The organism is Glutamicibacter mishrai (assembly GCF_012221945.1).
GTDB classification, from domain to species: Bacteria; Actinomycetota; Actinomycetes; order Actinomycetales; family Micrococcaceae; genus Glutamicibacter; species Glutamicibacter mishrai.
In genome coordinates, this window is record NZ_CP032549.1 from 2,137,410 (window position 1) to 2,160,586 (window position 23,177).

Annotated in this window: 22 protein-coding genes; 14 read left to right on the forward strand and 8 right to left on the reverse strand. The window is 60.0% G+C overall.

Annotation, left to right across the window (positions count from 1 at the left end; translation table 11 throughout):
- Nucleotides 1-100: 100 nt before the first annotated feature.
- Nucleotides 101-775, reverse strand: a complete 675-nt coding sequence (locus D3791_RS10080; RefSeq protein ID WP_022875463.1) for a response regulator — start codon at nucleotides 773-775, stop codon at nucleotides 101-103.
- A gap of 307 nt (nucleotides 776-1,082) precedes the next feature.
- Here D3791_RS10080 and D3791_RS10085 point away from each other — a divergent pair, with 307 nt between their 5' ends.
- Entirely contained in the window at nucleotides 1,083-2,267 is a 1,185-nt protein-coding gene (locus tag D3791_RS10085) for a sensor histidine kinase (protein ID WP_022875464.1), read from the forward strand.
- 343 nt (nucleotides 2,268-2,610) lie between these two features.
- On the opposite strand, the gene D3791_RS10090 is transcribed toward D3791_RS10085, so the two are convergent.
- Complete coding sequence (locus D3791_RS10090) at nucleotides 2,611-3,816, reverse strand: hypothetical protein (protein WP_022875465.1); 1,206 nt, start codon at nucleotides 3,814-3,816, stop codon at nucleotides 2,611-2,613.
- A 322-nt stretch (nucleotides 3,817-4,138) separates the two neighbouring features.
- Here D3791_RS10090 and D3791_RS10095 point away from each other — a divergent pair, with 322 nt between their 5' ends.
- Nucleotides 4,139-5,416: an NAD(P)/FAD-dependent oxidoreductase gene (locus D3791_RS10095; protein WP_172512087.1), complete on the forward strand. Its 1,278-nt coding sequence runs from the start codon at nucleotides 4,139-4,141 to the stop codon at nucleotides 5,414-5,416.
- A 40-nt stretch (nucleotides 5,417-5,456) separates the two neighbouring features.
- Here D3791_RS10095 and D3791_RS10100 read toward each other — a convergent pair whose 3' ends face one another.
- On the reverse strand, nucleotides 5,457-6,311 hold the full coding sequence (locus D3791_RS10100) for an NAD-dependent epimerase/dehydratase family protein (RefSeq protein ID WP_172512088.1): 855 nt from the start codon (nucleotides 6,309-6,311) through the stop codon (nucleotides 5,457-5,459).
- 103 nt (nucleotides 6,312-6,414) lie between these two features.
- On the opposite strand from D3791_RS10100, the gene D3791_RS10105 reads away from it, so the two are divergent.
- The 5 genes from D3791_RS10105 to D3791_RS10125 all read left to right on the forward strand — a co-directional run bounded on the left by D3791_RS10105 (nucleotide 6,415) and on the right by D3791_RS10125 (nucleotide 9,544).
- A complete protein-coding gene (locus tag D3791_RS10105; protein WP_172512089.1) occupies nucleotides 6,415-6,693 on the forward strand; it encodes a hypothetical protein in 279 nt (92 codons plus the stop codon).
- A 68-nt stretch (nucleotides 6,694-6,761) separates the two neighbouring features.
- A complete protein-coding gene (locus D3791_RS10110) occupies nucleotides 6,762-7,898 on the forward strand; it encodes a glycosyltransferase 87 family protein (RefSeq protein ID WP_172512090.1) in 1,137 nt (378 codons plus the stop codon).
- Between the two features lie 77 nt (nucleotides 7,899-7,975).
- Nucleotides 7,976-8,392 (forward strand): LexA family protein, encoded by a 417-nt coding sequence (locus D3791_RS10115; RefSeq protein WP_028268586.1) that lies wholly within the window; start codon nucleotides 7,976-7,978, stop codon nucleotides 8,390-8,392.
- Between the two features lie 612 nt (nucleotides 8,393-9,004).
- Nucleotides 9,005-9,313, forward strand: a complete 309-nt coding sequence (locus tag D3791_RS10120) for a hypothetical protein (RefSeq protein ID WP_172512091.1) — start codon at nucleotides 9,005-9,007, stop codon at nucleotides 9,311-9,313.
- Nucleotides 9,314-9,370: 57 nt separating this feature from the next.
- Nucleotides 9,371-9,544, forward strand: coding sequence for a hypothetical protein (locus D3791_RS10125; RefSeq protein WP_172512092.1), 174 nt, complete (start codon nucleotides 9,371-9,373; stop codon nucleotides 9,542-9,544).
- 355 nt (nucleotides 9,545-9,899) lie between these two features.
- Here the strand turns inward: D3791_RS10125 and D3791_RS10130 are convergent, their stop codons facing one another.
- On the reverse strand, nucleotides 9,900-10,256 hold the full coding sequence (locus D3791_RS10130; protein ID WP_425483161.1) for a heavy metal-responsive transcriptional regulator: 357 nt from the start codon (nucleotides 10,254-10,256) through the stop codon (nucleotides 9,900-9,902).
- Between the two features lie 240 nt (nucleotides 10,257-10,496).
- On the opposite strand from D3791_RS10130, the gene D3791_RS10135 reads away from it, so the two are divergent.
- The 5 genes from D3791_RS10135 to merB all read left to right on the forward strand — a co-directional run bounded on the left by D3791_RS10135 (nucleotide 10,497) and on the right by merB (nucleotide 14,606).
- On the forward strand, nucleotides 10,497-10,817 hold the full coding sequence (locus tag D3791_RS10135) for a hypothetical protein (RefSeq protein ID WP_216847342.1): 321 nt from the start codon (nucleotides 10,497-10,499) through the stop codon (nucleotides 10,815-10,817).
- Nucleotides 10,814-11,782, forward strand: a complete 969-nt coding sequence (locus D3791_RS10140) for a cytochrome c biogenesis CcdA family protein (RefSeq protein ID WP_172512094.1) — start codon at nucleotides 10,814-10,816, stop codon at nucleotides 11,780-11,782. Before D3791_RS10135 ends, D3791_RS10140 begins: the two co-directional genes overlap by 4 nt.
- Entirely contained in the window at nucleotides 11,779-12,327 is a 549-nt protein-coding gene (locus tag D3791_RS10145; RefSeq protein WP_172512095.1) for a TlpA family protein disulfide reductase, read from the forward strand. Before D3791_RS10140 ends, D3791_RS10145 begins: the two co-directional genes overlap by 4 nt.
- Nucleotides 12,328-12,455: 128 nt before the next feature.
- Nucleotides 12,456-13,901 carry a mercury(II) reductase gene (merA, locus tag D3791_RS10150; protein WP_172512096.1) on the forward strand — a complete coding sequence of 482 codons (1,446 nt, stop codon included), beginning with the start codon at nucleotides 12,456-12,458 and terminating at the stop codon, nucleotides 13,899-13,901.
- Nucleotides 13,902-13,940: 39 nt separating this feature from the next.
- Entirely contained in the window at nucleotides 13,941-14,606 is a 666-nt protein-coding gene (gene merB, locus D3791_RS10155; RefSeq protein ID WP_172512097.1) for an organomercurial lyase MerB, read from the forward strand.
- Between the two features lie 152 nt (nucleotides 14,607-14,758).
- Here merB and D3791_RS10160 read toward each other — a convergent pair whose 3' ends face one another.
- The 4 genes from D3791_RS10160 to D3791_RS10175 form a co-directional block, all read right to left on the reverse strand.
- Entirely contained in the window at nucleotides 14,759-15,160 is a 402-nt protein-coding gene (locus D3791_RS10160) for a hypothetical protein (RefSeq protein WP_172512098.1), read from the reverse strand.
- Nucleotides 15,157-16,752: a site-specific integrase gene (locus tag D3791_RS10165; protein ID WP_172512099.1), complete on the reverse strand. Its 1,596-nt coding sequence runs from the start codon at nucleotides 16,750-16,752 to the stop codon at nucleotides 15,157-15,159. Before D3791_RS10165 ends, D3791_RS10160 begins: the two co-directional genes overlap by 4 nt.
- A gap of 506 nt (nucleotides 16,753-17,258) precedes the next feature.
- Nucleotides 17,259-18,503 carry a hypothetical protein gene (locus D3791_RS10170; RefSeq protein ID WP_172512100.1) on the reverse strand — a complete coding sequence of 415 codons (1,245 nt, stop codon included), beginning with the start codon at nucleotides 18,501-18,503 and terminating at the stop codon, nucleotides 17,259-17,261.
- A 539-nt stretch (nucleotides 18,504-19,042) separates the two neighbouring features.
- On the reverse strand, nucleotides 19,043-20,581 hold the full coding sequence (locus tag D3791_RS10175) for a site-specific integrase (RefSeq protein ID WP_172512101.1): 1,539 nt from the start codon (nucleotides 20,579-20,581) through the stop codon (nucleotides 19,043-19,045).
- Nucleotides 20,582-20,634: 53 nt separating this feature from the next.
- Between D3791_RS10175 and D3791_RS10180 the strand changes: the two genes are divergently transcribed.
- Together D3791_RS10180 and D3791_RS10185 are read left to right on the forward strand one after the other, a co-directional pair.
- Nucleotides 20,635-21,897, forward strand: coding sequence for a Y-family DNA polymerase (locus D3791_RS10180; RefSeq protein WP_172512102.1), 1,263 nt, complete (start codon nucleotides 20,635-20,637; stop codon nucleotides 21,895-21,897).
- A 42-nt stretch (nucleotides 21,898-21,939) separates the two neighbouring features.
- Nucleotides 21,940-23,175, forward strand: coding sequence for a glycoside hydrolase family 3 N-terminal domain-containing protein (locus D3791_RS10185; RefSeq protein WP_172512103.1), 1,236 nt, complete (start codon nucleotides 21,940-21,942; stop codon nucleotides 23,173-23,175).
- Nucleotides 23,176-23,177 lie beyond the last annotated feature (2 nt).

Genomic DNA, 23,177 nt, shown 5'->3' on the forward strand with positions numbered 1-23,177 from the left:
CGGTCTATGCTCATGTTCAACGTATGAGGCTCCAAGATATTCCCGAGGCGTTCAAAATTTCTTTTTGAGCGCTCGAGATCACACAGGGGAGAAGATGGGATTAGTCCTTGGGGATTTCAACGATTCCCATGCGCGCGGCCGCCACAAGTGCCTGTACGCGGTCGCGGACATCCAGCTTGACGAAAATCTTGGCCATGTGTGTCTTCACCGTGGTTTCGGTGATTCCTAGGGTTTTAGAGATTTCAGTGTTATTTAATCCCTGAGCAAGGAGTTTTAGAATCTGGATTTCTCTATTGGTAATGCCAAGGTCATAAATAAGATCTTCAACAGCTTGAGTATTATCGGTATAGGCTTCGCGTACTGCCGAAATTAGGTCCGAAGAAACCGATGGGGAAATGGCAGCGGTGCCCTGATGAACTGCGTGCACAGCATTAATGATTTCGCCTGGTTCAGAATCCTTAACAAGGTATCCGCTGGCGCCGGCGGTGAGGACCGGAACTAAATACTCATCCGAGGAAAATGCCGTAATTGCAAGGACTGCGGGGCTGTCTTTGCGGGATTTAATGGCGCGAGTAGCGCTAACTCCATCCATGATTGGCATCTGCAAATCCATCAGAACAACGTCGATCTCATTCTCGGAACAATAGTCGACTGCCTGCTTGCCATTTTCTGCAGAAAATACGGTTACAATTCCTTGATCCGTTGCTAGGATTGTGCCCAACGCATGCCGAATCAGGGGTTCATCATCGACGATTAGGACTTTGATCTGTTCCATTATTTCCTTTGGGTCGATGCTGCAGACCACTAAACGGACTGCTCACTTGCAAGTATATAAGTTGACGAGATGTGGGGTTTGTTATGAAGGGTTTGAAAATGCTGGCGGTTGCCGCATTAGTGTTGGCACCATTAACTGCTGTGGCTGCTCCCGCATCTGCGGCGCAGAGCCCATTGATCAGCAGCGGGTCAGTTGCAACTCCGGCTGGATGGGGAACTGACTTTTCACGGTGGATGTGCGATCACTACGGAGTAGCCTGCCCATAGGCTATTTGACTTGAAAGCTGTTGCCGTGAATTATTCGGCGTATGAGTGAACGACTAAAAGACACCCTGACCAAGCATCTTGCTGGTCGGGGTGTCATTGTTTGGGTTGGGATCGCAGTACTCATGCTGCTCTCGGGCAGCGAGTTCCTCACCCTGTTCAGGGACGGTTTCAGCCGAGCATCGCAAGTAACAATCCTCGGTGCTCTCGTGGGGCCCGTGCTTTGCATAGTTCTGGCTGTTGGGCTGCGATGGGTTGCGGTCTCCCTCGGACTATTCGTGGCCGTCGCGTTCTTTTTCCTCAACGATGGCTTCATGTTCTTCTTGACGATCACTGCATTCATGATCTTCGGATCGCTTGCGGGCACGGCAAGTGCACGAAGTGTTCGGGCGCTATTCCTCACGCTTTCAACGGCTTGGATGGTGCAATTCGGAATCCAAGCCCAGGGAGACGCAGTCTTGCTTGTCGCCTTGGCCCCATTGAGCGCGTTGTCATACTTGGTGACCCGCAGCATCTATTCACTGCGTGAGAAAAACGCCAACGCGGTCGAGCAGATGCAGCGCGCGCAGGAGCAGACCAGGACTGCCATCGATAAAGAGCGCAAGAATATCGCCCGAGATCTCCATGACATTGTTGCCCATGACATCACGATCGTCGCTATGCAATCGAAGGCAGCGAAATTCGCCAACGATGGACAGATGGCCTTGGAAGCCTTGGATGTCATTTCCAAGTTGAGTTCTGAAACTTTGCATGACTTGCGCCTGATGCTCAACGTACTGCGGGCCGACGGGACGATGTCGGATGAAGCCGCGCCCGGCATCGACGCGCCGGCGGCTACGACCGTTTATGCGCTCCAAGGCGCGGAGCTATTTGCCCAGCGTCTTAAAGATGCAAATTTTCAAGTGACTTCGACCATGGATGCAAGAATTTCGGATTTGCCTCGTTCGGCGCAGACCGCGATCTATCGCGTGATGCAAGAAGGTACAACGAATGTCATAAAGCACGGTGCCCCGGGAAGTTCCTGCACTCTGGAGTTGCTGTCGAACGGCACTGAAGCGGTACTAGAAATCACTAATCAGATAGATGTTTCAGAGAAAAAGATGAAGGGTCTTCCGGAAGGAGGAAGCGGACTGATTGGAATGTCCGACCGCATGCGTACTTTTGGAGGAAAATTCTCGACGAGCTCCAAAAACGGGTTCTGGACCCTGCGCGCAAGCATCCCGTTCTAGCCCCTACCCTCCTACTAAAGTATGATTTCGGATTTCTGGCGAACGCGATAGGTTAGACATGTATCGGTGAAGACCGATCACCAATAAGGTACTTGGTGGTGTTTTGCGAGTGGCATCATGGAGGACCTGAGGGTGATTAAAAGGTACGTTGCATTGTGTAAACGGACTGATCTTTCATCGGCGGAGGCGCCCCCATCGCCCGCCGTTGTCTGTCAGCAGTGCAGCGTACCTTTTATAACTTAATCGCCGGCTGAACGGTCCGGCACCGATATGCAGATGTTCTTAAAACGCGATGGCACCTGAGAATCTCCGGTGCCATCGCATTTCTTGGATCCAGCAGGTCCTACTTCTCCGAGGTGGTGGAATTGCTGTCCAGCTTCAGCACATGATCCGAAACCTTGCCCAGTGCGCGTTCCAAGGAGGAGCGAAGAACAACAGGGACGGTGATTTGGTCGTCGATTTCCACCAGGCCCTCGCGTTCAAAGATTCGCAGCAGGGTTTCAACCTGCGGCACGACCTCTTCGAGGCTCGGGATCAGGTGGTGCTGCTCTTCAGGCAGTTCCTCCTTCGTGGGAATCTGCAGAGCGAATTCGGTGCGTGGCGGAGTCGATGAGGCGGCATTGCTCAAGACGCCGGCTACCATTTCAGCAATCTGTGCCTGGCCTGGCTTCTCCAAAGTGTTGATCAGGATGTGCGAGTACAGCACCTCCGCAATCAGCTCCTTGACCACGCGCGCGCCGGCCCCGCTTGATGCCAGCAGCGCCTCGCTCAGCGATTCGGTCGGCTTGGCGTTAGGCGCCTGGTAGGTCAACATCGCGGTGCCGATCAGAGCATCCCAGTAGGCCGAGAGCCGCGGGATGTCGGCCAGCGAAGGAACTACGGTTCCATCTTCGGGCTCCCAGGAAACATCTTCGGGGACTTCGGCTGCCTCATCGACCTTGATGAACAAGCCCAATGCCTGGGCTGCGTCCTGCAAGGTTTCCCCGGTCAGCACGCCGGCCGGGGTGGTTGGCTTGCCTTCACCGACCCACTGGATCAGCTCGCGTGCCGCGAATACAAAGCGCATGGATTCGAAAGCGCCATTTGCCTCTTCGTCTTCGAGGTAGGGTGCAACGATCGGTGAATCGCCAGCCATGCGAGAAAGGAACTCGAAGGTCTGCTTGAAGTCGTCAACGCTGCCGCCGAAATTGGCGGAGGTTCCCAAGAACGTCAGGTAGTGCTTGAGGATGGCTGCGCTGGTTGCAGCTACTTCCTTGCCCAGTGAGGAGAGGTGGCCAAGCTGCTCGCCGAGAATCGTGGGGTCCAGCGACAGGACGTCAACGCTCTTGCGCAACTGGGCATGAACCGTCAGAAGGGTGGTCAACCCTTCGAGCGCTGCCCGGGTCTCGCTTGCGGGCTGCCCTTCTTCCTGAAAATGGCGGAAGAGCTGGGACTTGAACGGCTGCAGCGCCTGGCGCACTTCGGTTTCAAACGGTACTGAGCTTGCACCTGTTCGGCGTGCAGGGTGTCCCTGGGCTGGTTTCTTCTTGGCTGGTTTGCGTGAGGCCATGTGTGTGGTGGTGTTCCTTCGGGATGGCGGTAAAGAAAGGGGATTATTCGCTTCCTTTCAGTGTACGCAGAGTGCGATTCAGAGCAGATTCCCGGATATGCCTCAGGGCGCACCTCGCGGTTAAAGCTTTCGTATCCCCGGGGAGAGTTGCTGGAAATACGGCAATATAGCGAAATTTTCGCAGAAAACACAAGTCACATCGAAGTGTGGTGGCGCTCACCGTTGAATCCCCAGAATGCGTTGAATTTCGTGCTGGATCGCGCGACAGTGAACACATGCGGCCTCGTGTAATGAGGCCAACGGATTGCTAGGAGAGTGGGTCATGGCAGGGGTAGCTGCGCCGGATCATGTTGTCGTTGTAGGTGCGGGGTTCGTGGGCTTGTCTACGGCCTGGTACTTGCAGGAAGCTGGCGTGAAAGTCACTGTTGTGGATCGCGGTGGCGTGGCTTCGGGCTCGTCGTGGGGTAATGCCGGATGGTTGACTCCCGCACTGACCTTGCCCATTGCCGAGCCTGCGATTTTTGCCAACGGCTTGAAGATGATGCTCGATCCGACTTCGCCGCTTTATATTCCGTTGAAGACCGACGCGAAGCTGTTGCGCTTCCTGCTGGGCTTCGCCTGGCACTCGATGCCCAAGCGCTGGGAAGCTGCCATGCGCATCTTCTCCGAGATCGGAGTCACCGGGCTCGATGCATTTGACGAGATCGCCCAGCGCACGGCCGCCGGCCCAGGTGTCGCTGAACAGACCAAGCCTGCCAACCCGTTCTTGACCGGATTCACCTCGTTCAAGGATCGCGATTCACTCCTGCACGAGTTTGAGATGATCGAAAAAACCGGTGGCAATGTCGAATACGAGCTGCTGACCGGGGACCAGTTGCGTGGCATAGAGCCGACGCTTTCGGATAATGTCGCTGCTGGTGTCGCTATCAAGAACCAGCGCTACATCAACCCGCCGAAATTCATGGCGTCGCTGGCTGAATCCGTCATAGAACGCGGCGGCGATATCATCGGGGCCTTTAATGTCACCGATATTCGCGACAACAAGAACTCGGTGACGGTAATCGGTTCCGAAGGCCGGGCCATCACCGCGGATCACGTCGTGCTGGCTACCGGTGCCTGGATGACCGATATGGCCAAGAAATTCGGCGTTAATGTCGTGGTCCAAGCTGGCCGAGGCTACTCGTTCACCGTCGAGCCCGAGCACATGCCAACGCACCCGATCTACTTCCCGACGCAGCGCGTGGCCTGCACTCCGCTGGGCGACCGCTTCCGGATCGCGGGCACCATGGAATTCCGGGATGTGAACCACAAGCTGGAGCCAAAGCGCATCGAGGCGATCGTCGCGGCGGCCACCCCTGTGTACAAGGGGATCAACTGGGAACACCGCAAGGAGGAATGGGTCGGCGGGCGGCCTTGCACCGCCGATGGGCTGCCGCTGATCGGCCGTACAGGCTCCGAACGCGTCTCGGTGGGTGGCGGCCACGGCATGTGGGGCGTGGCTCTGGGGCCGCTGACCGGCAAGATCCTGGCTGCCCAGATCACTGGCCAGGATGCTCCGGCGATCGCCCGGCACTTCAACCCGCTGCGCAAGGGGTTCTAGACGCGGCCTTTCCCCTTGTCAGAGTAGGCGCCTAGATAATCTAGGCGTGCCGGGTGGAGGTGCCTGACAGGATCTCGCGGTAGCCCTCGATGAAACCCGGGTATTGCAGTTGCAGCCCGCTTTCAAGCAACCGCGAGTTATCCAGGCGCCGGTCACCGGCACGCCGTGTGGCTGACTGCTCTTCCTGTTCCAAGTGCTTCATCCCCAGCTCCGCGGCAAGGAATTGGTACACCGCGCCCAGCTGGGCCGGGGTGCTATCGGTAGCCAGATATAGTTCGGCGGCGCGGTCGCCAAGGTTGACCACGTGGACGATGGCTGCTGCAAGGTCATCGCGATGGATCCGATTGGTCCAGTGCGAACCGGCGGGAATCTTGGCGGTGCCGGAGGCCACCAGGTCGATGAGCCTGGTGCGCCCCGGGCCGTAGATCCCCGAAGCCCGCAAGATAGTGACCGGCAGTCCGCTGCCGGCGAGCGCTGCCTCGGTGCGAGCCAAGACCTTTGCGGTATCGCGGGTAGCGTGGACCGGTGCTTGCTCGGTAACCCATTCGCCGTTATCGCCACCCATCACGGCGGTGGAGGAGACATAGATCAGCCGGCGAAGGCGCGGCGCTTGCTCGCGCAGCCGGGCGCAGAGTTCTTGGGCGACCTGCAGGTAGCTGCGCTCATAACCGTCCACATCGCGGGACGCCGGCACCGGTGTCAGCACAACGACTTCCGTCGCGGGATCGATGTCCGGCCAGCTGGCCGGATCCAGCAGGTCTACATCGTGCCCGTCGAAAGCTTGGGGAAGCTTGCTGCTGTTGCGGCGCCACCCGGTAACCTCGTCTGATTGGGCGAGGAATCGCAGACCGGCTTCGGTGGCGACATCGCCACAACTGACTAGCAAGACTTTCATTGGGCTCCTTCGGGGATACTTCTTGTGCCTCTAGACTAAAGCTTCTGAGCTGATGGGGGATTTTCCCTCAGGGTGTTGCAATCTTTCCTTGATGTAACAGCGCATGCTGTCTTTAGGATGGGAATGCGCGGGCTTGTTATGCAGCCGTTCTGATTTCACTGGTTCTGATCCGGAATTATGGCCAGCGAAAAAGGCAAAACGCACCGGAAATGAACTAGCGGTTTTTGCTCTAGGGTTAATAGCAGGCGCAAATGAAGAATTAGCGCAGTCCGGCACCGATGAAGAATGCTGTTCTGCCAAGAATTTAATGTTCGCGCCGACAGAATTCCTTTACTGCCGCCAGGCGCTTGGGTTGCCGGGCCGCCAGATCCACCAATGCTAGGGTGATGATTTATCCGTTCTTCAATCATCAGGCCAGTCAAGCCAAGTACAGTCATCCTTGAAATAGTGATGGTCGTGCTCTTGATTTGGACGTTGATCGCCATCGAACCTACCGGGTGGGATCTGTCGGTGTACCGCGAAGGGGCGCTGACCTTGCTCCGGGAACCTGAAGATCTGTACGGGCCATTTGTCGGCCCCATCAACGCTCCGGGATTGCCCTTCACCTACCCGACCTTCGCCGCCTTGCTTTTCCTTCCCATGGCGTTCTTCCCCTATTGGGTCTCGGTGACAGTCACCATGGTGGCTTCCATTGTGCTGACTTTCTTTGTCGGCAAGGATCTGGCCACGCGCATTGCCCGACGCTGGCCGAAATTTGGACGCTGGGTCACTCCTTTGACCCTGACGTGCCTGATGCTGATTTCGGGTCCATTCCGCGACACCATTTGGTTCGGGCAGATTAATATCCTTATTCTCGGTGCGTGTTATCTGGCGCTGGTGAATTCAAAGTCTTTGACCCCTTTTGTGATTGCGGTCGGGATTTGCGCGGGCATCAAGCTCACGCCCATTGCGCTGCTTATTCTTCCGTTGGCCATGCGCAAATGGAAAGCGGTCGTCATCGGCACCCTGACTTTCCTTGGCACCCAGGTCATCGGGCTGGTCTTCCAATGGCGCAATACCCTGGACTACTGGTTCGACGTGGTGCGCGACCCGTCACGCGTGGGCAACGTCGGGTACATTGACAATATTTCCCTGCAGGGATTCCTGACCCGGCTCGGTGCCGGATCGCTGATCTGGTTCGTCGTGGCGCTCGCCGTGGGCCTGGCCTTCATCGCGCTGCTCTATAAGCTCGATGGCACCGTTGAACCGGTGGTGCTGCTGGGCATTGCCGCCACCTGCCCTCTGCTGGTTTCACCGGTGAGCTGGTCCCATCACTGGGTCTGGGGTCCAGTCATGGCCTATGCCTGGGCGGTGGTGGCCTTGCGTCTGGACGTCTGGCCACGGCGCATCATGCTGGGCGTACTCGTGCTGTTCAGCATGGAATTGATGATTTCGGCCAAGCGGGCCATTCGTTTCTTCGGCATCCATCCCGATCATGAGCTGGCGACGTGGTGGTACATCTGGCCTGCCATCCCGGTGGTGGGCATGGTGTTGTGCCTGGTGATTGCCTTGGTTTCCAAACCGCGGGAACTGCTGGAAACCCGCTGATGTGAAGCATCCTGCCAAGCACTGTACAATTCTTGTATTCGAACATTTGTACTAGCTTGCAGCAGGGAGTGGTGGGCGTGGCTGACGAACAAGAGTTGATGCCTCCGGGTGCCAGCCAGGGTCCGGTGCAAGCCGTCTCGGCCATGGGATTCCCCTCGCCGGCACGCGACTACTTCGACGGCGGCCTGGATCTGAACCGTCTGCTGGTAAGGGACCGGGTATCGACCTTCATCATGCGGGTGAGCGGGCATGCCATGCAGTCCGCGGGAATCTACGACGGTGATGAAGTGATCGTCGACCGCTCGCTCTCGGTCCGTGATGGCTCGGTGGTCATCGTGAATCTCAACGGGCAAATGCTGGTACGGCGATGGCATATCGACGGTTCCAATGTCGGGTTGCTCAGCGACGAATCGCCCCTGCCGGTCTGGCTGACCGAGGGTGATGAGGTCGGGGTCTTCGGGGTCATCACGAGGTGCCTGCATCATGTCCGCTGATCACGTGTCGCTGGTCGACGTGAACATTCACTTACCTGAAACATGTTGTTGGACGACCTGCCGACGGGCCCGTTACATGTGAATGTTAACTTCGATTGCCGGATTGGCGGTTAAGTTGCAGTCAAACTTGGCGGTTCAGCCGATGCCGATGACGGGCGTGGATCTTGCAGCTTCAGCAACGTCACCAGCATCGGCCAAACCCGCCAAGTGAAATTGGCAGCCGCGGGCCCAGGGTTGGGAACGACCGCCGCGTCCCGACCTGAACGGAACCGGGAAAACCCGCTGCCGGAGCCTTGCCGCCCAGCCGAGGGGGCAGCTGTTTGGCAGGCAACCAGGACGTCAAAGTGGGCCTGGCAGCCGGCGGAGTTGCCGGTTGATCGCCCCGCAACGGCCGGAGGGTCGTCGGTGGTGGGGTCCCCGTCGATGCCCGCTGAACTTGAACGGGCCGGCCAGCTGGCAGAGTGCGGCTCGCCGTCTGGGAAACGCCCCTTGCGGGAATTTCCGTACAAGTATTGACCTTCCATTATGGGGGAAGGTTCATACTGGTTGTATGAACCTGACAACCAATCGCCCGCTCCGGCCCCTGGTGGCGGAGCGTTGAAAGGAGGGACCATGTCAACTACTTCCGAGGACCAAGGCAGTCGGACGGGGCTGGTCATCGGCGGCTTTGTCTTGCTGCATGTGCTGTGTTGCGGGCTGCCGCTGCTGATCGCGGCCGGAGCGCTGGGTGCGGTCGGCTCATTCCTGGGCAATCCGTGGGTCATCCTTGCCGCCGTGGCCCTGGCAGTGACTGTACTGCTCTGGACACTCCGGCGCCGCCAACCGGGCACGACGGATAAAATGGAAGACTGCTGCAGTCCCGCTGCCGGGTCAGGCCAAGATTCCGCCCCGGGCAGGGTCACGCAACGCACTGGCCAATGACGGCCGCCCCACCGAGCGGACGAGCGGGGCTCCGACAGCGCCGAGGTGGCCTTCAGCATGGAATCCCCCGGTGCTGCTGCGTGCCACTTCTTGGGAAGCAGCACCGTTGGTATCGTTAATGCCCCACTCGGCACCGCAGGCAACAGGGCCGGGGAAGGCGTGGCGCCGGTGGCCGGGTTTGCCGCCCCGATGATCCATCGGGAACAGGTGCCGGTATCGGATCGAGGCTGACGATGCTCTTATTTCTTCTCCGATAGCTGCGGCGCCTGCGGGCCGGGAACCCTGGTACTCGCCGAGGTCCAGCACATCTCTCCTGCTGCCGCAAACCATGTCGGAATGTGCTGTGGGCTCTACGAAGCGGCCGGTGCATCAGTGAATTTCTGGCCCGGAACGGTGCGTTATCTTTGCCTTTGCCTCCGATGCACGGCTCATCGCCGCATACTGGATAAGCCAGGTAAGTGTGGCCATGGTGTTGGGCGTCGTCGGCACGGAGGCCTTCCTGGCCGTGGAGCCAGGCGCCGCGGAACTGCGGACGGCCCTGGCGGTGGGGAGTCGGCAAGGCGGGGTGGTTCACCTCGCCGCGGGCTCAGATGTAACTGCAGATTTGTTCAGCATCGCAGCGCTGAGGGTCGGCCGCCTCGGCGGTTGCATATTGTTCGGCCACGGTCACCCGGAGTGCGGTGAGCTCCGCGATTTGCCGGTCCAGGTCCGTCAGCTGTTTCCCCAGAACGTCCCGCACGTGGGTGCATGGCGTGAAGCCGTTGTCGCGGATCCGCAGAATGCCCTGGATCTGCGCCAGGGTCAGCCCGGCAATCTGGCCGCGGCGGATGAATTCAAGGCGGCTGAGGGTGTCGTGGGCGTAGTCACGATAGCCGTTGGCGGAGCGTTCGGCCGGCGGCAGAAGCCCCCGGTCCTCGTAGAACCTGATCGTCTTGGTTGTCATGCCGACAGCGGCAGCAGCTTCACCGATTCGCATTTCGGGTCCTCATCTCGTTCCGAAAAAAGCAGCTAACCCTTCCATCATACTGGAAGGTTACGTACCGCAGACCAGCAGTTCCCGTCGCCAGCTTGACCTTCCCCCATAGTGGAAGGTCCATGATGGGTTGAGACGGAATAGTCGTCCGGTTTTTTGTCAGGTGTCCCGCGAGGGGCGGGCAGGAAGCCGGGCAGAGGAAGGACAACCATGTCAATAAACGTGAAGGGCCGGGAGCGCCCGGGCCTGATGCTGGCGGCAGGCACTCTGCTGTCCTCGCCCGGTGTCGTGATGGCTGCACTGGTGTGCTGCGGGGTGCCGGTTCTTGCAGGGGCAGCCGGTGTTTTCGCTGCAGTCGGGCCGGCGACCGGCAATCTCTGGATCATTGCCGCCGCAGCCCTTGCCGCGGGGGTCGTGCTTATGCAGCCACGGCGCCGGAACAGTGCGGAGGCAAGGGCGGGCGGCTGTGCTCTGTTCCTGCAATCCCGGCCCGTTGCTCCTGCCGCTACGGATTCGGGGTCAAAGGGATGACGACGGGGGTTCTGGGCCTGGCCTTTCTGACCGGAATGCTTGCCACGGTGAATCCATGCGGGTTTGCGATGCTTCCAACCTACCTGGCGTACTTTATCGGTGCCGGGCCCGGTGCGGGACGGAAGCGGCCGTTGCTTGCAGGTCTTCGGGCCGGGGTTGCCCTCAGCGCCGGTTTCGCCACTGTCTTTGTTACGGCCGGCCTGCTCGCCGCTGTAGGCCTGCGTTCGGTGGCGTCGGCGCTGCCCTGGGCGGCGGCGCTGATCGGAGCCGTCATCGTGGCCGCCGGCCTCGGCATGGTGTTCGGTTGGCAGCTGCCCGGGACACGGTTGAATCTGTCCCGGATTCTGAAGACGGGCGGGACCGGTTCGGGGTTGAGGGCTGTCTTTGGTTACGGTGTGGCGTATGCGGTGGCCGCGCTCTCCTGCAGCCTGGCCCTGCTGCTGGCTGTCGTCGCCCAGGCCGTGTCCACCGGAAGCCTCGCCGGGCTGCTGGCGGTCTTCGCCGCCTACGCCCTGGGCTCCTCGGTGGTGCTGGTCCTTCTGTCCCTCGGTGCAGCGGTGGCGCGGGACGCCCTGGCACGCCACGTCCGGAGGCTGCTGCCCTTCGTTAACCGCCTCGGCGGAGCCGCGCTTGTCCTCGCCGGGATCTACCTGCTGCTCTACTGGCTGCCCGCCCTCTCCGGCGGGCAGGCCGGGGGGATCATGAGCGGGGCAGTCACCGAAGCCAGCACGGGCCTATCTGTTTTCATCGCGGGCAACTGGGCGATCATCACCTCCGCCGCCGTGGCCGTCGTCCTCGCCGCCGTTGCCCTGTCCCTGCGACGCCGCAGCAAAAGCAAGGCGCAGGACAGCAATATGCCCGCGGAGGAGGCTGAGAGCAGTGAGAACACCGAGTCGTGCTGCAGCCCGGCTCCCCACCTTCCCCACACGGCGCCAGTGCGCGACAACCAGCAAGGAAACCCATGACAACGACCAGAAACCACCGGCGCATCTTCACCATCACTGCCCTCATGGCCGCCGCGGCGCTCATCCTGCTCCTGGCCCTCACTGCGTTGAACCGCGGGAACGAAACCAATCCAGCCGCCGGGCCAGCCGGCGGAAGCAACGACGGCAGGATAGAGATCACGTCTGTGGACGGCCGGGAGCTCACCGTCCCCTCCACCCGCCCGACGGTGCTGTATTTCATGGCGAGCTGGTGCTATACCTGTGTTCCGCAGGCGGAGGCGATGAAGGAACTGGAACAGGAATATGCCGATAAGGCAGACTTCGTCGCCGTCGATGTGACGCCGGAGAACACAAAAACCGAAGTGGACCAGTTCCGTGAACTGGCCGGCAACCCCGGATACCCCTACGTTGTTGACCGTACCAGGGAGCTCATCCAAAAGTATGGGGTCATGTCCCTGGACAGCACCATCGTCGTCTCACCCGAGGGTGAAGTCCTGGCCCGGGCCGACTCCCGGCCCATGAAGGCCGATGCCCTGAAGGCATTTCTTGACGCAGCACTTCCCTAGCAGTGGAAAGCACCCAACTATTCGCACCGGCTCTTGACCTTCCCGTGCAGGGGAAGGTTTATACTGGGACGGCACACGCACCAGAAGAATGCCCCCCGGGTGTTCATCTAAGACTTGATGGAGGATTCATGCCTGAAGCAACAACACCCGATTTCGACCTGGCTGTCATCGGCTCCGGAGGCGGCGCCTTCGCCGCCGCCATCCGGGCCACCAACCTGGGCAAGCGGGTGGTGATGATCGAACGCTCCACGGTGGGCGGGACGTGCGTGAACACCGGCTGCGTGCCGTCCAAGGCGCTGTTGGCGGCTGCTGAGGCCAGGCACGTTGCCCTGGACGCGTCCGGCCGGTTCCCCGGCATCAGCACCTCGGCCGAGCCGGTGGACATGAAGGACCTGATCGGCGGCAAGCGCTCCCTGGTGGAGGCGATGCGCGCCGACAAGTACGTGGACCTGGCCGCAGACTACGGCTGGGAGCTGCGCCAGGGCAACGCCGTGTTCGCCGGCACCCCGGAGGAACCGGTCCTGGAAATCACCGGACCCGACGGCGCCCGCGACTCCCTGACCGCTGCCCATTATCTGGTGGCCACCGGCTCGACCTCCTGGGCACCACCGGTACCGGGACTGGATGAGGTTGACTACCTGACCTCGACCACGGCCATGGAACTGGACGAGGTGCCCGAGTCCCTGATCGTCTTCGGCGGCGGGTACGTGGCCCTGGAGCAGGCGCAGCTTTTTGCCCGCCTCGGATCGAAGGTGACCCTGCTGGTTCGCTCCAGGTTGGCCTCGCACGAGGAACCGGAAGCCTCCCGTGCGCTGATGGGCGTCTTCGCCGACGAGGGCATCCGCGTGGTCCGCCGCGCAGCCGTAACTTCGGTCCGCACAGATCCCGCCGGCGCAGAGGTCCTTGTCACCGCCACGGTCGCCGGGGGCCAGGAGGAATTCCGGGCCGCGAAGCTGCTGGTGGCCACCGGACGCCGCGCCGTCACCGACGGACTGAACCTGGACGCCGTCGGCGTCAAGACCGGCGACACCGGCCAGATCCTGGTCAACAACCGGCTCAACAGCACCAACGAACGGATCTGGGCCGCCGGGGACGTGACCGGGCACCGGGAATTTGTCTACGTCGCAGCCTCCCACGGCACCCTGGTCGTGGAGAACGCGTTCAACAACGCCGGCCGCGAGGTCGACTACGGGCACCTGCCCCGGGTCACCTTCACGAGCCCCGCCCTGGCCGCCGTCGGCATGACCGACAAGGAAGCCAACGAGGCGGGCATCCGGTGCGAGTGCCGGGTCCTGCCCCTGGAATATGTCCCGCGGGCACTGGTGAACCGGGACACCCGCGGTTTCATCAAGATCGTCGCCGACGCCGACACCCGGCGGATTGTGGGCATCACCGCCGTGGCAAAGGACGCCGGGGAGTTGGCTGCCGCCGGCGTCTACATCCTGGAGGCCGGGATGACCGTGGAACAGGTCGCCCACATGTGGAGCCCATACCTGACCATGGCCGAAGGCCTCAAGATCGCCGCCCAGTCCTTCGCCACCGACGTCTCCAAGCTCTCCTGCTGCGCCTCCTGACCCTTTCCCGTCAACCTCAAAAACTCAAAGGAACAAATCATGACGAACGACATTAGCCACGTTACTGAACGCCTCGCCACCGGGGAGACCGGCATGCAGCCCTGGCTGTGGTTGCCGCTGATGAAGCTCCTCGCCCTGGGTGACCCGGTCGATATCACGGACCTTGCCGCCGCGACCGGGCGGCCCGTCGAGGAAATCCGCGCGGCGCTTGAGGCCATGGCCGACACCGAATACGACGGTTCAGGCCGGATCGTCGGGCAGGGCCTGACTCAGCGTCCCACCCAGCACCGCTTCGAAGTCGGCGGCGAACAGCTCTACACCTGGTGCGCACTCGACACCCTGATTTTCCCCACCCTCCTCGCCGCCCCCGCCCGGATCGAATCCGCCTACAAATCAACCGGAACACCCGTTCGGGTACGCGTTGACAGCTCCGGTGTCACCAGCGTCGAACCGGCAACAGCCGTGGTCTCGCTAGTCAATCCGGAGGACATGAGCTCGGTCCGGTCCTCCTTCTGCAACCAGGTCCACTTCTTCGCCTCACCCGAAGAAGCAGAACCCTGGCTCGAAAACCACCCCGACGGGACGGTCATCCCCGTTGACGAGGCATACCGGCTCGCCTCCACCATGGCCGACCAAATGCTCGCCGGGACCACCAGCCAGAACAGGGAAAAACCGGGCAACGGAGCGCAAAGCTGCAGCTGCTGACACCCCCCGCCCCCCGGCGCCCTCCAGGGGAAGGGCGTGCGCGGGTGCGTTTGCTAACAAAATGACACAGTCCGCGCCCGCCCGCCTGACCCTTGACATTCCCGACGCCGCAAGCTGAGCAAGCGGCAGGTTTATCCTGTTGAGACCGCTACTTATCGGGTTGATCTGTTTATCGGCACGATGTTGCCGTTGACTTGCAGCTGTTCCAGCAGTTGGTCGCGCTCGTTGGTGACCATGACAAGCGCGGTAGCGTAATTTCGGAGCTGCTCGGTGAGTGCGTCGCGTTCTCGGCTGAGTCGCTTGGCCCGTTCCAGTTCATGGGCGAGCTGGTCACGAAGCGATTCCACCTCGGGCTTGCTGCGGTTGATTTCCCGTGCGCGTTTTTGGAAGGAGAGGTTTATGTCCGGGTTGTCGTGTGTCAGCCGGTGTCGTTTTACGCCGGCCAATTCGATCAACCGGACGCCCGTGAGGGGACCGGGAACCCGGCCTTCGAGGAGATCGTCCGCTGCTTTTTGCAGTGCAGCGCGGATGCTTGCGGAATCGTTTGATTTCATCGGTCTCGGTATTCGTGGCTCGTGATGATGCCGGTGAGGTGTTCGGCGACCTGTTGTGCTCGGTGATGCCGAATCGGGGGAGCGAATCTGTCTTGGGGTAGGCGATCCAGGGCAGCCTTGACTTCGAGGATATCGGCATCGGTGCGTGCGATATTTCCGCAAGTGCTGTGGCACCGTCCCAAGTTCGGGGCGTCCTCGTTTTTTGTGCAGAGGGCTGTCGTCTTGTCGAAAACGCAGTGAAGCCCATCGCCCTTGAAGACTTGCAGCGAAGGATCATTCAGGAGGTTTTCGGCTTGTCGTCGGGTGGGGAGCACGCGCCCTTGGAACTTTGAGGCGGCTTGTTGTGTGCGTTCGCGCAGTTCTTCGGCAGCAGGTCCGCTCACGTGTCCTCCGGATTCGAGGTACCGATCAATGTCAGTGAGCCTTTCGATGCGTTCTAGCCATCGTTCCATGGCCAGTTCGTTTGGGAAACCTGAGTGGTAGTTGCCGGAGTATCCCTGGGTGACAAGTGTGGAAATGTGGTTGTACTGAATAACGGCAGCGACCAGACCGCGTGGGCGTCGAACGATGTGCCAGGCCAGGGTTCTGCGGAATCGATTCGCCGTTATGCGTCCGTCCGCGTCCTCGGGGATGCGGTCATTGCGTTGGTGACGAACGCAGTAGTCATTGACCCAGCCAATAAATGATTCGATATCTGTTGTCATCTTTGCTGCGGTTTGGCCAGTTCCCGCGCGGGCGTCGGAACGCCCGTTGGTTCCACGAAGCGGCTTGGGTCGAAGGGTTTTGGGGAAAAGCAGTTCGGAGGTGTGGACTTGTTCAAGCACTTCAACGGCTTTGCCTGCTAGCGGATGAACGATCCAGGGGTTGCGACGCGGTTGGCCTTCAGGGTCTTTGGCATCATCGGGCGTGCGAGCATTTTTCCAGGTGGTTCCGTGTAGCTCGTGCAGCTTGGTGCTGGGATTGATCCTGTGGCATCCCCGTTCAAGGTTCAGGGCCTCGCCGGGCCGCATGCCGGAAAGATAAGCAATTGCAATGAAGCATGCGGTCTGTAAGTGCAAAGTCAGCGGGATGACCTCCTCCCAGGCAACATACGGCCCGCACCACAGCTGGCCGTCCAGCGAGGCGGTGCATCTGGTGGTCACATAACTTTGAGGGTCCACGGGCAGTCCACTATTTAGCACGATCTCGCGGTCGTAATAGGCGTGGGTATTCCCAACGCTTCCGGCGAGCCGTCCAAGATGCATCCAATTGATCTTTGGATCCCCACTGGGATCGGGATATCCAGGTAGACCAACTCCGAGCTGGCGCAGTCTATCGAGTGTGGCCTGCAGTCTTAGCCTGCGTGTTCCTGGTGGCTGGGGCTTACGGCTACCTTTCGACGTGTGCCGGTAGTCAGCGCTGATGAGCTTGAGGTAATCGTGGTAAGCAGCCGTGATATCGGGGGCGAATTCTTCAATGAAGCGGAAAGCCCACGCCATGAGCGGGATGAGGGTTTCATCGCCGATTCGAGGGGTGAGGTTTCCGGTGTTCTTGAAGCGGTGGGAGAGCAGATCGCCGGGTCGATCTTCCTGCCACGGGGCGGCTTCGGGCATTCGTAGCTGTGGGGATACGACGTTCCGGTGCGCCCACACACGTCGAGTTTCGACGAGAATCTGCCGCCTTCGGGGAAGTATGAGTTCCGATTCTCCCAAGTCGGCTAGTAGGCGATCCAGTACCTTCGGGCTGGCTGCCTGAAGCGTGTCGTATCCGTGTGCGTCGAACCAATGTATGAGCCATCGAAGAGATCTCATGGTCATTGCAATACTGGAGAGGGCGAGTTGTCTAGATGCACTGGGGGCGTTCAGGATTGGTTTGGCAGATTCTTCGTTGATCAGTATCCAGAAGTAGGATTTCACGGATGTCAGCCACTGAATGGGAATCTGCTCGAAGTTGATGATGTATCTCTGCGCGTGGTTCTCATGAATTCCGGGGGAGAGGTCCCATACGCTGTCTCCGAATCGCGACAACTTTGATGGGTGGGATTCCGGGCGGAGCGGGCGATTTGCGAGGACAATGGTGTTGCCATCGAGTGCACTGGGTTGTTCGTGTAATTGCTGAGTCATCGTAGTTCCAGGCCTCCATCTAGCACCAGATCGATCAATTCTTGTTCTTGGCTACTGACCGCAGGCGTGGCTGCCGATTGGCCCGCTCCTTGCCGGTTAAGCAGGTCATTGAGTTGGTGGTGCGCTGTGGAGAAGCGGCCCGCCCATTCTTCGTCGGTCATTTCGGGTCGTCGTCGCTTTATGCTTGCAAGCATTGCCGCCTGAATGGGAAGGTGTCGGGGTTCAGAACGAGCATTGGGGCATCCCAAGCAGAGCAGGAATGAGGCGCTGCAGGGGCTTCCTGCATTGCCGTAGGGGCTGTTCGTATGGTCTACGCATGCCGTGGCCACGGTGTCGAGGCGACCTTGGAGCAGGAAATGCAGTTGTTCCTCGGTTGTGCCGAGTTTTTCAGCTATGGGCGCGGGGTTCCTACTGGCCTCGGTTACCTCTTCATCCGTGAGGGTAAGAATGCTGTGGCCTGTTTGGATGCGGTTGACTTCGGTGTTTAGCACGTCGCCAACGACTTTTTGGTAGCCGGGTAGCGCTTCGGCATCTTTGGAGAGGTACTCCTTGGCTGCGGTCGTCACCGAGTGCGCAACGGGTCGCTGGTGCCGTTGAATGTGGGTCAGTCGCAGCCGGCGTGTGTTGACGCGTGAAAGAACGGTTCCGTCGGGAAGTCTGCCACGCCAGTTTGCTATTGCTGTTGTCGGTAGCTCGCGAATTTCGGGTGCGCCAGAGCCCACGTTGCTGCTGTAGAACACGAGCAGTGAGCTGGTTTTAGCGATTTCCCGTACGCGAGCACATAGTTCATGGGCAACGCGGTAGACACCGGCGGCGGAACTGTAGTCGTCCCGGCCAAGAGCCGGAACTCGATTAGGTGCCATGGCTAGATCCATTTCCGCGCCGTGACGGCCACGACGTGGTTTGGACGCTCGCGTCATGATCAGAGGTTCCTCGGTTTCTTGGTCATCCGCACGGAAATGGTCGGCGGTCAGGCCGCATACCGTGCTGAGGTTCTGTCCGGATACGCAGATCAGGAGTACGGCAAGGGCGGCAATCTCGGAGTGGCTGGGGAAAAGTTCCGAAAGAAGGGCAGCTGACTCCTTCCGCTGTGGCGGCGATTCCCTGAAGGCTCTTAGCTGTTGGGCTTCGGCTCCACCACGCATGATTCGATCGAGCAGCATACAACGCTGTTGGGCCTCGAAATCAAGGTTTGAGTCGTCTTGTTTCCAGCGTTCAAATTCGACTTCGAGTTTTCGCATCCGTGCAAGTGCAGTTCTAACTTCTGATCGAGCCGCACGCTGGATTCTTCGTGCTTCCGAGTCTGAATATGCTGAACTGCCGGGTCCTTGTACCGACCAGCCGTGGGGCGCATAGAGCGCTTCTCGAAATTCATGGGAGAGCCCCGTGGTCCGGCGAAACAAGACTCTGAAGAGCTGGATCAGCGAATGCGAGTACCGGGTTCGAGAAAGCTTGAACGAGGCCAGATGGGCCGGTGCCAGGGCAGCGAGGGTTTGGGGCGGGGACGGGAACTCCTGTAGTTTCCGTGCCAAGATCCTCGCCCCGGCGTATAGGGTCTTGGCCGACTCGACGGTTTTTCGGCTTCCGCCTGGACCGCAGGCCATGGCAAAGCCGGCGACGACCGCTGATTCAACTTCTGGTGCGAAACCAAGCTTGCGGAACTCGAAGTCTTTTGGGCGTCCGCCTGATTCCGGGGTGAACCGGACGTAGACTTCGTTTCCGGTATCGGTGACGGCTTCGGGCCGAGCATAGGAACTGTTCGGTAGGGCGGCGCGCACCGTCAGAACCTGCTTTCGTTGTCGTCGATGGTTCGCACCCGCGGGTCATCCGACAGGATGGCTAGCAGGGGTTCAAGATCAAGAACAGATTTTCCGTACTCGAGGAGCATCCGCGCGTCCAAGGCACGAAACGGTTCCAAATAGGTTCCTTTCGTTGTGTTGACGTCTGCATGTCCCAGCATCGTTTGAACCAGGGACCAGGTGTCGCCAAATTGTTCGCGCAAGTCGCGCTGATGTTCGGCATCCATGTCTTTGACTTGCTGAGACCAGATCAACCGTCCAACGGCAAACCAACGCAATGCGAAACTGTGCCGCAGCATGTGCGGGTGGCATTCCAGGCGGTCGATGCCGGCCTTTCTGACTCGGGAGTTCGCGAGGGCAAACGATTTGTACCAGGCAGATTTTTGACGGGGACTGCCATCCTCGTTTAACCAAAGGACAGCGGGCTCCAACCCCTCATCGGTGCGTATCAGCAACCGGCGTCGCTCCGATGGATCAAGATCGTTGATTCGGAGCGAGGCGGGGTAGCTCTTTGTTCCACGGAAAGTGTTCACTCGCAGTACGCCGTTGCGGACTTCTTCCACAACGATTCGCCCGCGCATTTCGTCGTACATCCCGGCTGTTTGAGCGGCGCGAACCGCGGATGCTCGTTCCGTTTCCTGATAAGTGGCAACTTGCTCAAGGACGTCACCCCGCAACCAGAAGGTGTGTCCGCGTCCCCCCTTGGCGCAGGCGTCGGCAAGCCGGAATGACGCGTATTCGTGGCCTGTTAATTCCCGGTCGAGCTCCAGCGTCAAGACGCTGGCCCACTCCTGCAAACGTAAGCCACTGCCATACAGTCCATCGACAAAGCCTGCGTCTCGAGACTGGGAGCGGGGCCGCCACCGTGTGCGTTCGGCTCCTTGTGGCGTCAGTCCGTGAATTCCAATATCTCGCCAGCGCTGGTAGGCGCGAGGTGTCAGCCATTTAACGTCGGCATTTCGAACAGTTGAAGGGCGAAGGTCAGCACCACGCGAAGGGTCTGAAGAGTATCCGTAGCGGGATTTTCGCGTAAGGATCTCATCGGATTCGAAAAGCGTGGGTACTTCTAGGACCCGGTGCCCCCAGTCGTAGAACGTGCTGAGCGCCGCCAGATCGTTTCCCCACGCAGACCCGGAGATTCTCCGCGGATTCCGGATGTCGCTTCGGCGCCAGAACTTGAAATCCATGACGTCATTTTCGTCTGCGGAGTCCCATTCCTTACCTTTTGAAGCTAGGAAATTTACCCAGACTGACAGCGAGTATGCGTAACGCTTGTTCGTCGCTTCTGCGCGGTTACGCATCTTGGCTCCCGCGAAGAAGTCGTTTAGGGCACCATGGGGGACGCCCAAGCTGTTTATGAAGATGGGTCGCGCCGCCCATCGTAACCACACGCCAGTCAAGTCCTGATCACTTGCTTGTGTCCTGAGCGCACGTTGCAGCAGCGGATCATCATGCGTGGTGATGTATTCAGGAGCAAAGAAGACTTTCCAAGCCAGCGGACTGTGGGTCATGGACAACATACTGGCCTGTCCATCACACGCGGCCCAAGCAACACGCTGGAAGGGGCTAGAGAATGAACAACTTCTACGTCTCCTGCGAGCGAGCCTTCGACTACTCGCTGCGCAATCGTCCGGTAGTCGTCCTGTCCAACAATGACGGCTGCGTGGTCGCGCGATCCCAAGAAGCCAAGGACCTGGGCATCGCCACCGGGGAACCATTCTTCAAGATCCAGCGGCTCATGGACAGCCACAACTTGGCCGTGCGCTCGAGCAACTATGAACTCTATGGCGATATGTCCGCCCGCGTTATGGAACTGCTCGGCCGCTACGGCACCTGGCATGAGGTCTACTCCATCGACGAATCGTTCATCGGGTTGGAAGGCAGCCTGGAACAGGTGCGCAGCACCGCCGCGCAGATCCGCAAGGCCATCGACAAGACCATCGGCGTGCCGGTCTGCGTGGGAGTGTCCACCACCAAGACGCTGGCCAAGTTGGCCAACCATATTGCCAAGCACAACCCCGGACTCGGCGGCGTCTGCGTCCAGCAGTTGATGGACCAGCAGGTTCTGGGCAATATCCTGACCCGCGTTCCGGTCACCGACGTCTGGGGAGTGGGACGCAAATCGGGTGCCAAGCTGATCAGCATGGGCATTGAAACCATCGCTGATTTGCGCGACGCTGACCCGTTGCTCATCCGCAAGAAATTCTCCGTGGTGCTGCAGCGTACCGTCTTCGAACTCAACGGGCAGCGCTGCATCGGGCCGGTGGAAGAACGCGCGGACCGCGGGCAGGTCATGTTCACCCGGTCCTTCTCGACCCCGGTCCGCACCCGCGAGGCCATGGAAGAAGTCATGTCCATCTATGCGCAAAAGGCCGCCAGCCGATTGGCAAGTGAAGGACGATATGCCACGCTCTTGACGGTCACCGCAGGCACCAGCCGATTTGCCCAAGGCGAATCATCCTTCCCCAGCGCCCAGGTGCGGCTGCCACGGCCGACACGGGACCCCATCCTGCTCAGCAAACTGGCTATCGCGGCCATGGCTGATCTGATGCAGCCCGGCATGGACTACGTGCGCGGGGGAGTGATCCTCTCCGGGCTCAGCGATTCGCCCGGTGAAAAGCAGCTGGATCTTTTTGATCTCGGCGACGAGCACGATGAGGAAGAACAGAAGAATGTCTCCTCGGTAGTGCAGGATATTTCCGCCCGTTTCGGTGCGAAGTCCATCGGCTTGGGACCAGCGGGCATGGCCCAAAGCCCGGCCTGGACCATGAAGCGCGAACACATCTCCCAGCGCTACACCACCGAATGGGATGAGCTCTTGGAAGTCCGCGCATAGAACTTTCGGCGTCTTCGCAGATCTGAGTGAGAGGATGAAATTATGACTACTCACGTCAGAGCGCTCATGTCATTGGGAATGCTCTCGACACTGCTGCTCAGCAGCTGCAGTGCGCCCAGTTCACCGACCGACGGCCCAAGCTCGCAAAACCCCGCGCCATCAACCTCATCCTCGCCCACGAGCCAGGCGACGGGACCCGCAGGCAGCGACGAGCCAGCGCCTACGCCAAGCCAGGAACCTACGGCTCGCCAGCAGGCTGAAGAACTCGTTGGCCAGCTCTCGGTGGAGCAGCAAGCGGCAAGCTTGGTGATGGCAGGCGTCCCGGCAACAGGTGCCAGCAGCAGAGAGCTGAAAGCCATGAAGAAGCAGGGCCTGGGTAACGTGTTCCTGCGAGGCAGATCGCAGCTCTCGCTCAAGCAGACCAAAGCGGAAATCGGGTCCATCACCAAAGCCCTGAAACCAAATCTTCCTGATCAGCTGCCGGTTTGGGTGGCCACGGACCAGGAAGGCGGATTCGTGAGGGTCATGCAGGGTGCGGGATTCACTCAGCTGCCGACCGCCACCAAGCAGGGCCAATGGCCAGAGGGCAAGCTGTCCTCGAGAATCAAGCAGGTCGGTGAAGAACTGGCCGAAGCCGGGATCAACGTGAACCTTGCGCCGGTGGCCGATGTGGTGCCGGCCAAGATCGGCGCCGCCAACGCACCCATCGGATACTTCGGGCGGGAATACGCCCACACTGCCGGCGAGGTCTCCTCCGCCATCACCACTGTGAACGATGCCCTGAACGACGCCGGGGTGCAGCCGGTGGTCAAGCATTTCCCCGGCTTGGGCAGGGTGGCAAAAAATACCGATACCTCCAGCGGTGTCACCGACACCGTGATCGGCATGGATGCTTCCGACCTTGAGCCGTTCAAGCAGGCGATCGCCCAGGATAATTCCTGGGTCATGATCTCCAACGCCCGCTACGCCGAACTTGATGCGAAGAATGATGCGCCGTTCTCGCAGAAGATCATCACCGGACTGCTGCGCGATGAACTGGGCTATGAAGGCGTGGTGATTTCCGATGACCTGTGCGAGGCACAGCAGGTTGCTTCGATTCCCGTCGGCCAGCGTGCTGTGAAGTTCGTGGCGGCCGGTGGCACGGTGCCATTGTGCGTTAAATCCGATCAGGCAATTCTCATGGCCAAGGCGCTGGCGGCCGAAGCCAAGGATGACAAGAAGTTCGCGGCAAAGGTTCGCGAGGCGGCCACAGTGATCCTGGAAGCGAAACTGCGCTAGGA

Bases quoted from the DNA above. Each gene is read 5' to 3' on its own strand.
- D3791_RS10085 (WP_022875464.1), top strand. From the start codon at position 1,083: ATGAGTGAACGACTAAAAGACACCCTGACCAAGCATCTTGCTGGTCGG.
- merA (WP_172512096.1), top strand. From the start codon at position 12,456: ATGCCTGAAGCAACAACACCCGATTTCGACCTGGCTGTCATCGGCTCC.
- D3791_RS10165 (WP_172512099.1), bottom strand. From the start codon at position 16,752: ATGCCCGAAGCCGCCCCGTGGCAGGAAGATCGACCCGGCGATCTGCTC.
- D3791_RS10160 (WP_172512098.1), bottom strand. From the start codon at position 15,160: ATGAAATCAAACGATTCCGCAAGCATCCGCGCTGCACTGCAAAAAGCA.
- D3791_RS10110 (WP_172512090.1), top strand. From the start codon at position 6,762: ATGGTCGTGCTCTTGATTTGGACGTTGATCGCCATCGAACCTACCGGG.
- D3791_RS10095 (WP_172512087.1), top strand. From the start codon at position 4,139: ATGGCAGGGGTAGCTGCGCCGGATCATGTTGTCGTTGTAGGTGCGGGG.
- D3791_RS10185 (WP_172512103.1), top strand. From the start codon at position 21,940: ATGACTACTCACGTCAGAGCGCTCATGTCATTGGGAATGCTCTCGACA.
- D3791_RS10145 (WP_172512095.1), top strand. From the start codon at position 11,779: ATGACAACGACCAGAAACCACCGGCGCATCTTCACCATCACTGCCCTC.
- D3791_RS10130 (WP_425483161.1), bottom strand. From the start codon at position 10,256: ATGACAACCAAGACGATCAGGTTCTACGAGGACCGGGGGCTTCTGCCG.
- D3791_RS10090 (WP_022875465.1), bottom strand. From the start codon at position 3,816: ATGGCCTCACGCAAACCAGCCAAGAAGAAACCAGCCCAGGGACACCCT.
- merB (WP_172512097.1), top strand. From the start codon at position 13,941: ATGACGAACGACATTAGCCACGTTACTGAACGCCTCGCCACCGGGGAG.
- D3791_RS10080 (WP_022875463.1), bottom strand. From the start codon at position 775: ATGGAACAGATCAAAGTCCTAATCGTCGATGATGAACCCCTGATTCGG.
- D3791_RS10175 (WP_172512101.1), bottom strand. From the start codon at position 20,581: ATGTTGTCCATGACCCACAGTCCGCTGGCTTGGAAAGTCTTCTTTGCT.
- D3791_RS10140 (WP_172512094.1), top strand. From the start codon at position 10,814: ATGACGACGGGGGTTCTGGGCCTGGCCTTTCTGACCGGAATGCTTGCC.
- D3791_RS10125 (WP_172512092.1), top strand. From the start codon at position 9,371: ATGGAATCCCCCGGTGCTGCTGCGTGCCACTTCTTGGGAAGCAGCACC.
- D3791_RS10120 (WP_172512091.1), top strand. From the start codon at position 9,005: ATGTCAACTACTTCCGAGGACCAAGGCAGTCGGACGGGGCTGGTCATC.
- D3791_RS10100 (WP_172512088.1), bottom strand. From the start codon at position 6,311: ATGAAAGTCTTGCTAGTCAGTTGTGGCGATGTCGCCACCGAAGCCGGT.
- D3791_RS10105 (WP_172512089.1), top strand. From the start codon at position 6,415: ATGCTGTCTTTAGGATGGGAATGCGCGGGCTTGTTATGCAGCCGTTCT.
- D3791_RS10170 (WP_172512100.1), bottom strand. From the start codon at position 18,503: ATGCGAAAACTCGAAGTCGAATTTGAACGCTGGAAACAAGACGACTCA.
- D3791_RS10180 (WP_172512102.1), top strand. From the start codon at position 20,635: ATGAACAACTTCTACGTCTCCTGCGAGCGAGCCTTCGACTACTCGCTG.
- D3791_RS10135 (WP_216847342.1), top strand. From the start codon at position 10,497: ATGTCAATAAACGTGAAGGGCCGGGAGCGCCCGGGCCTGATGCTGGCG.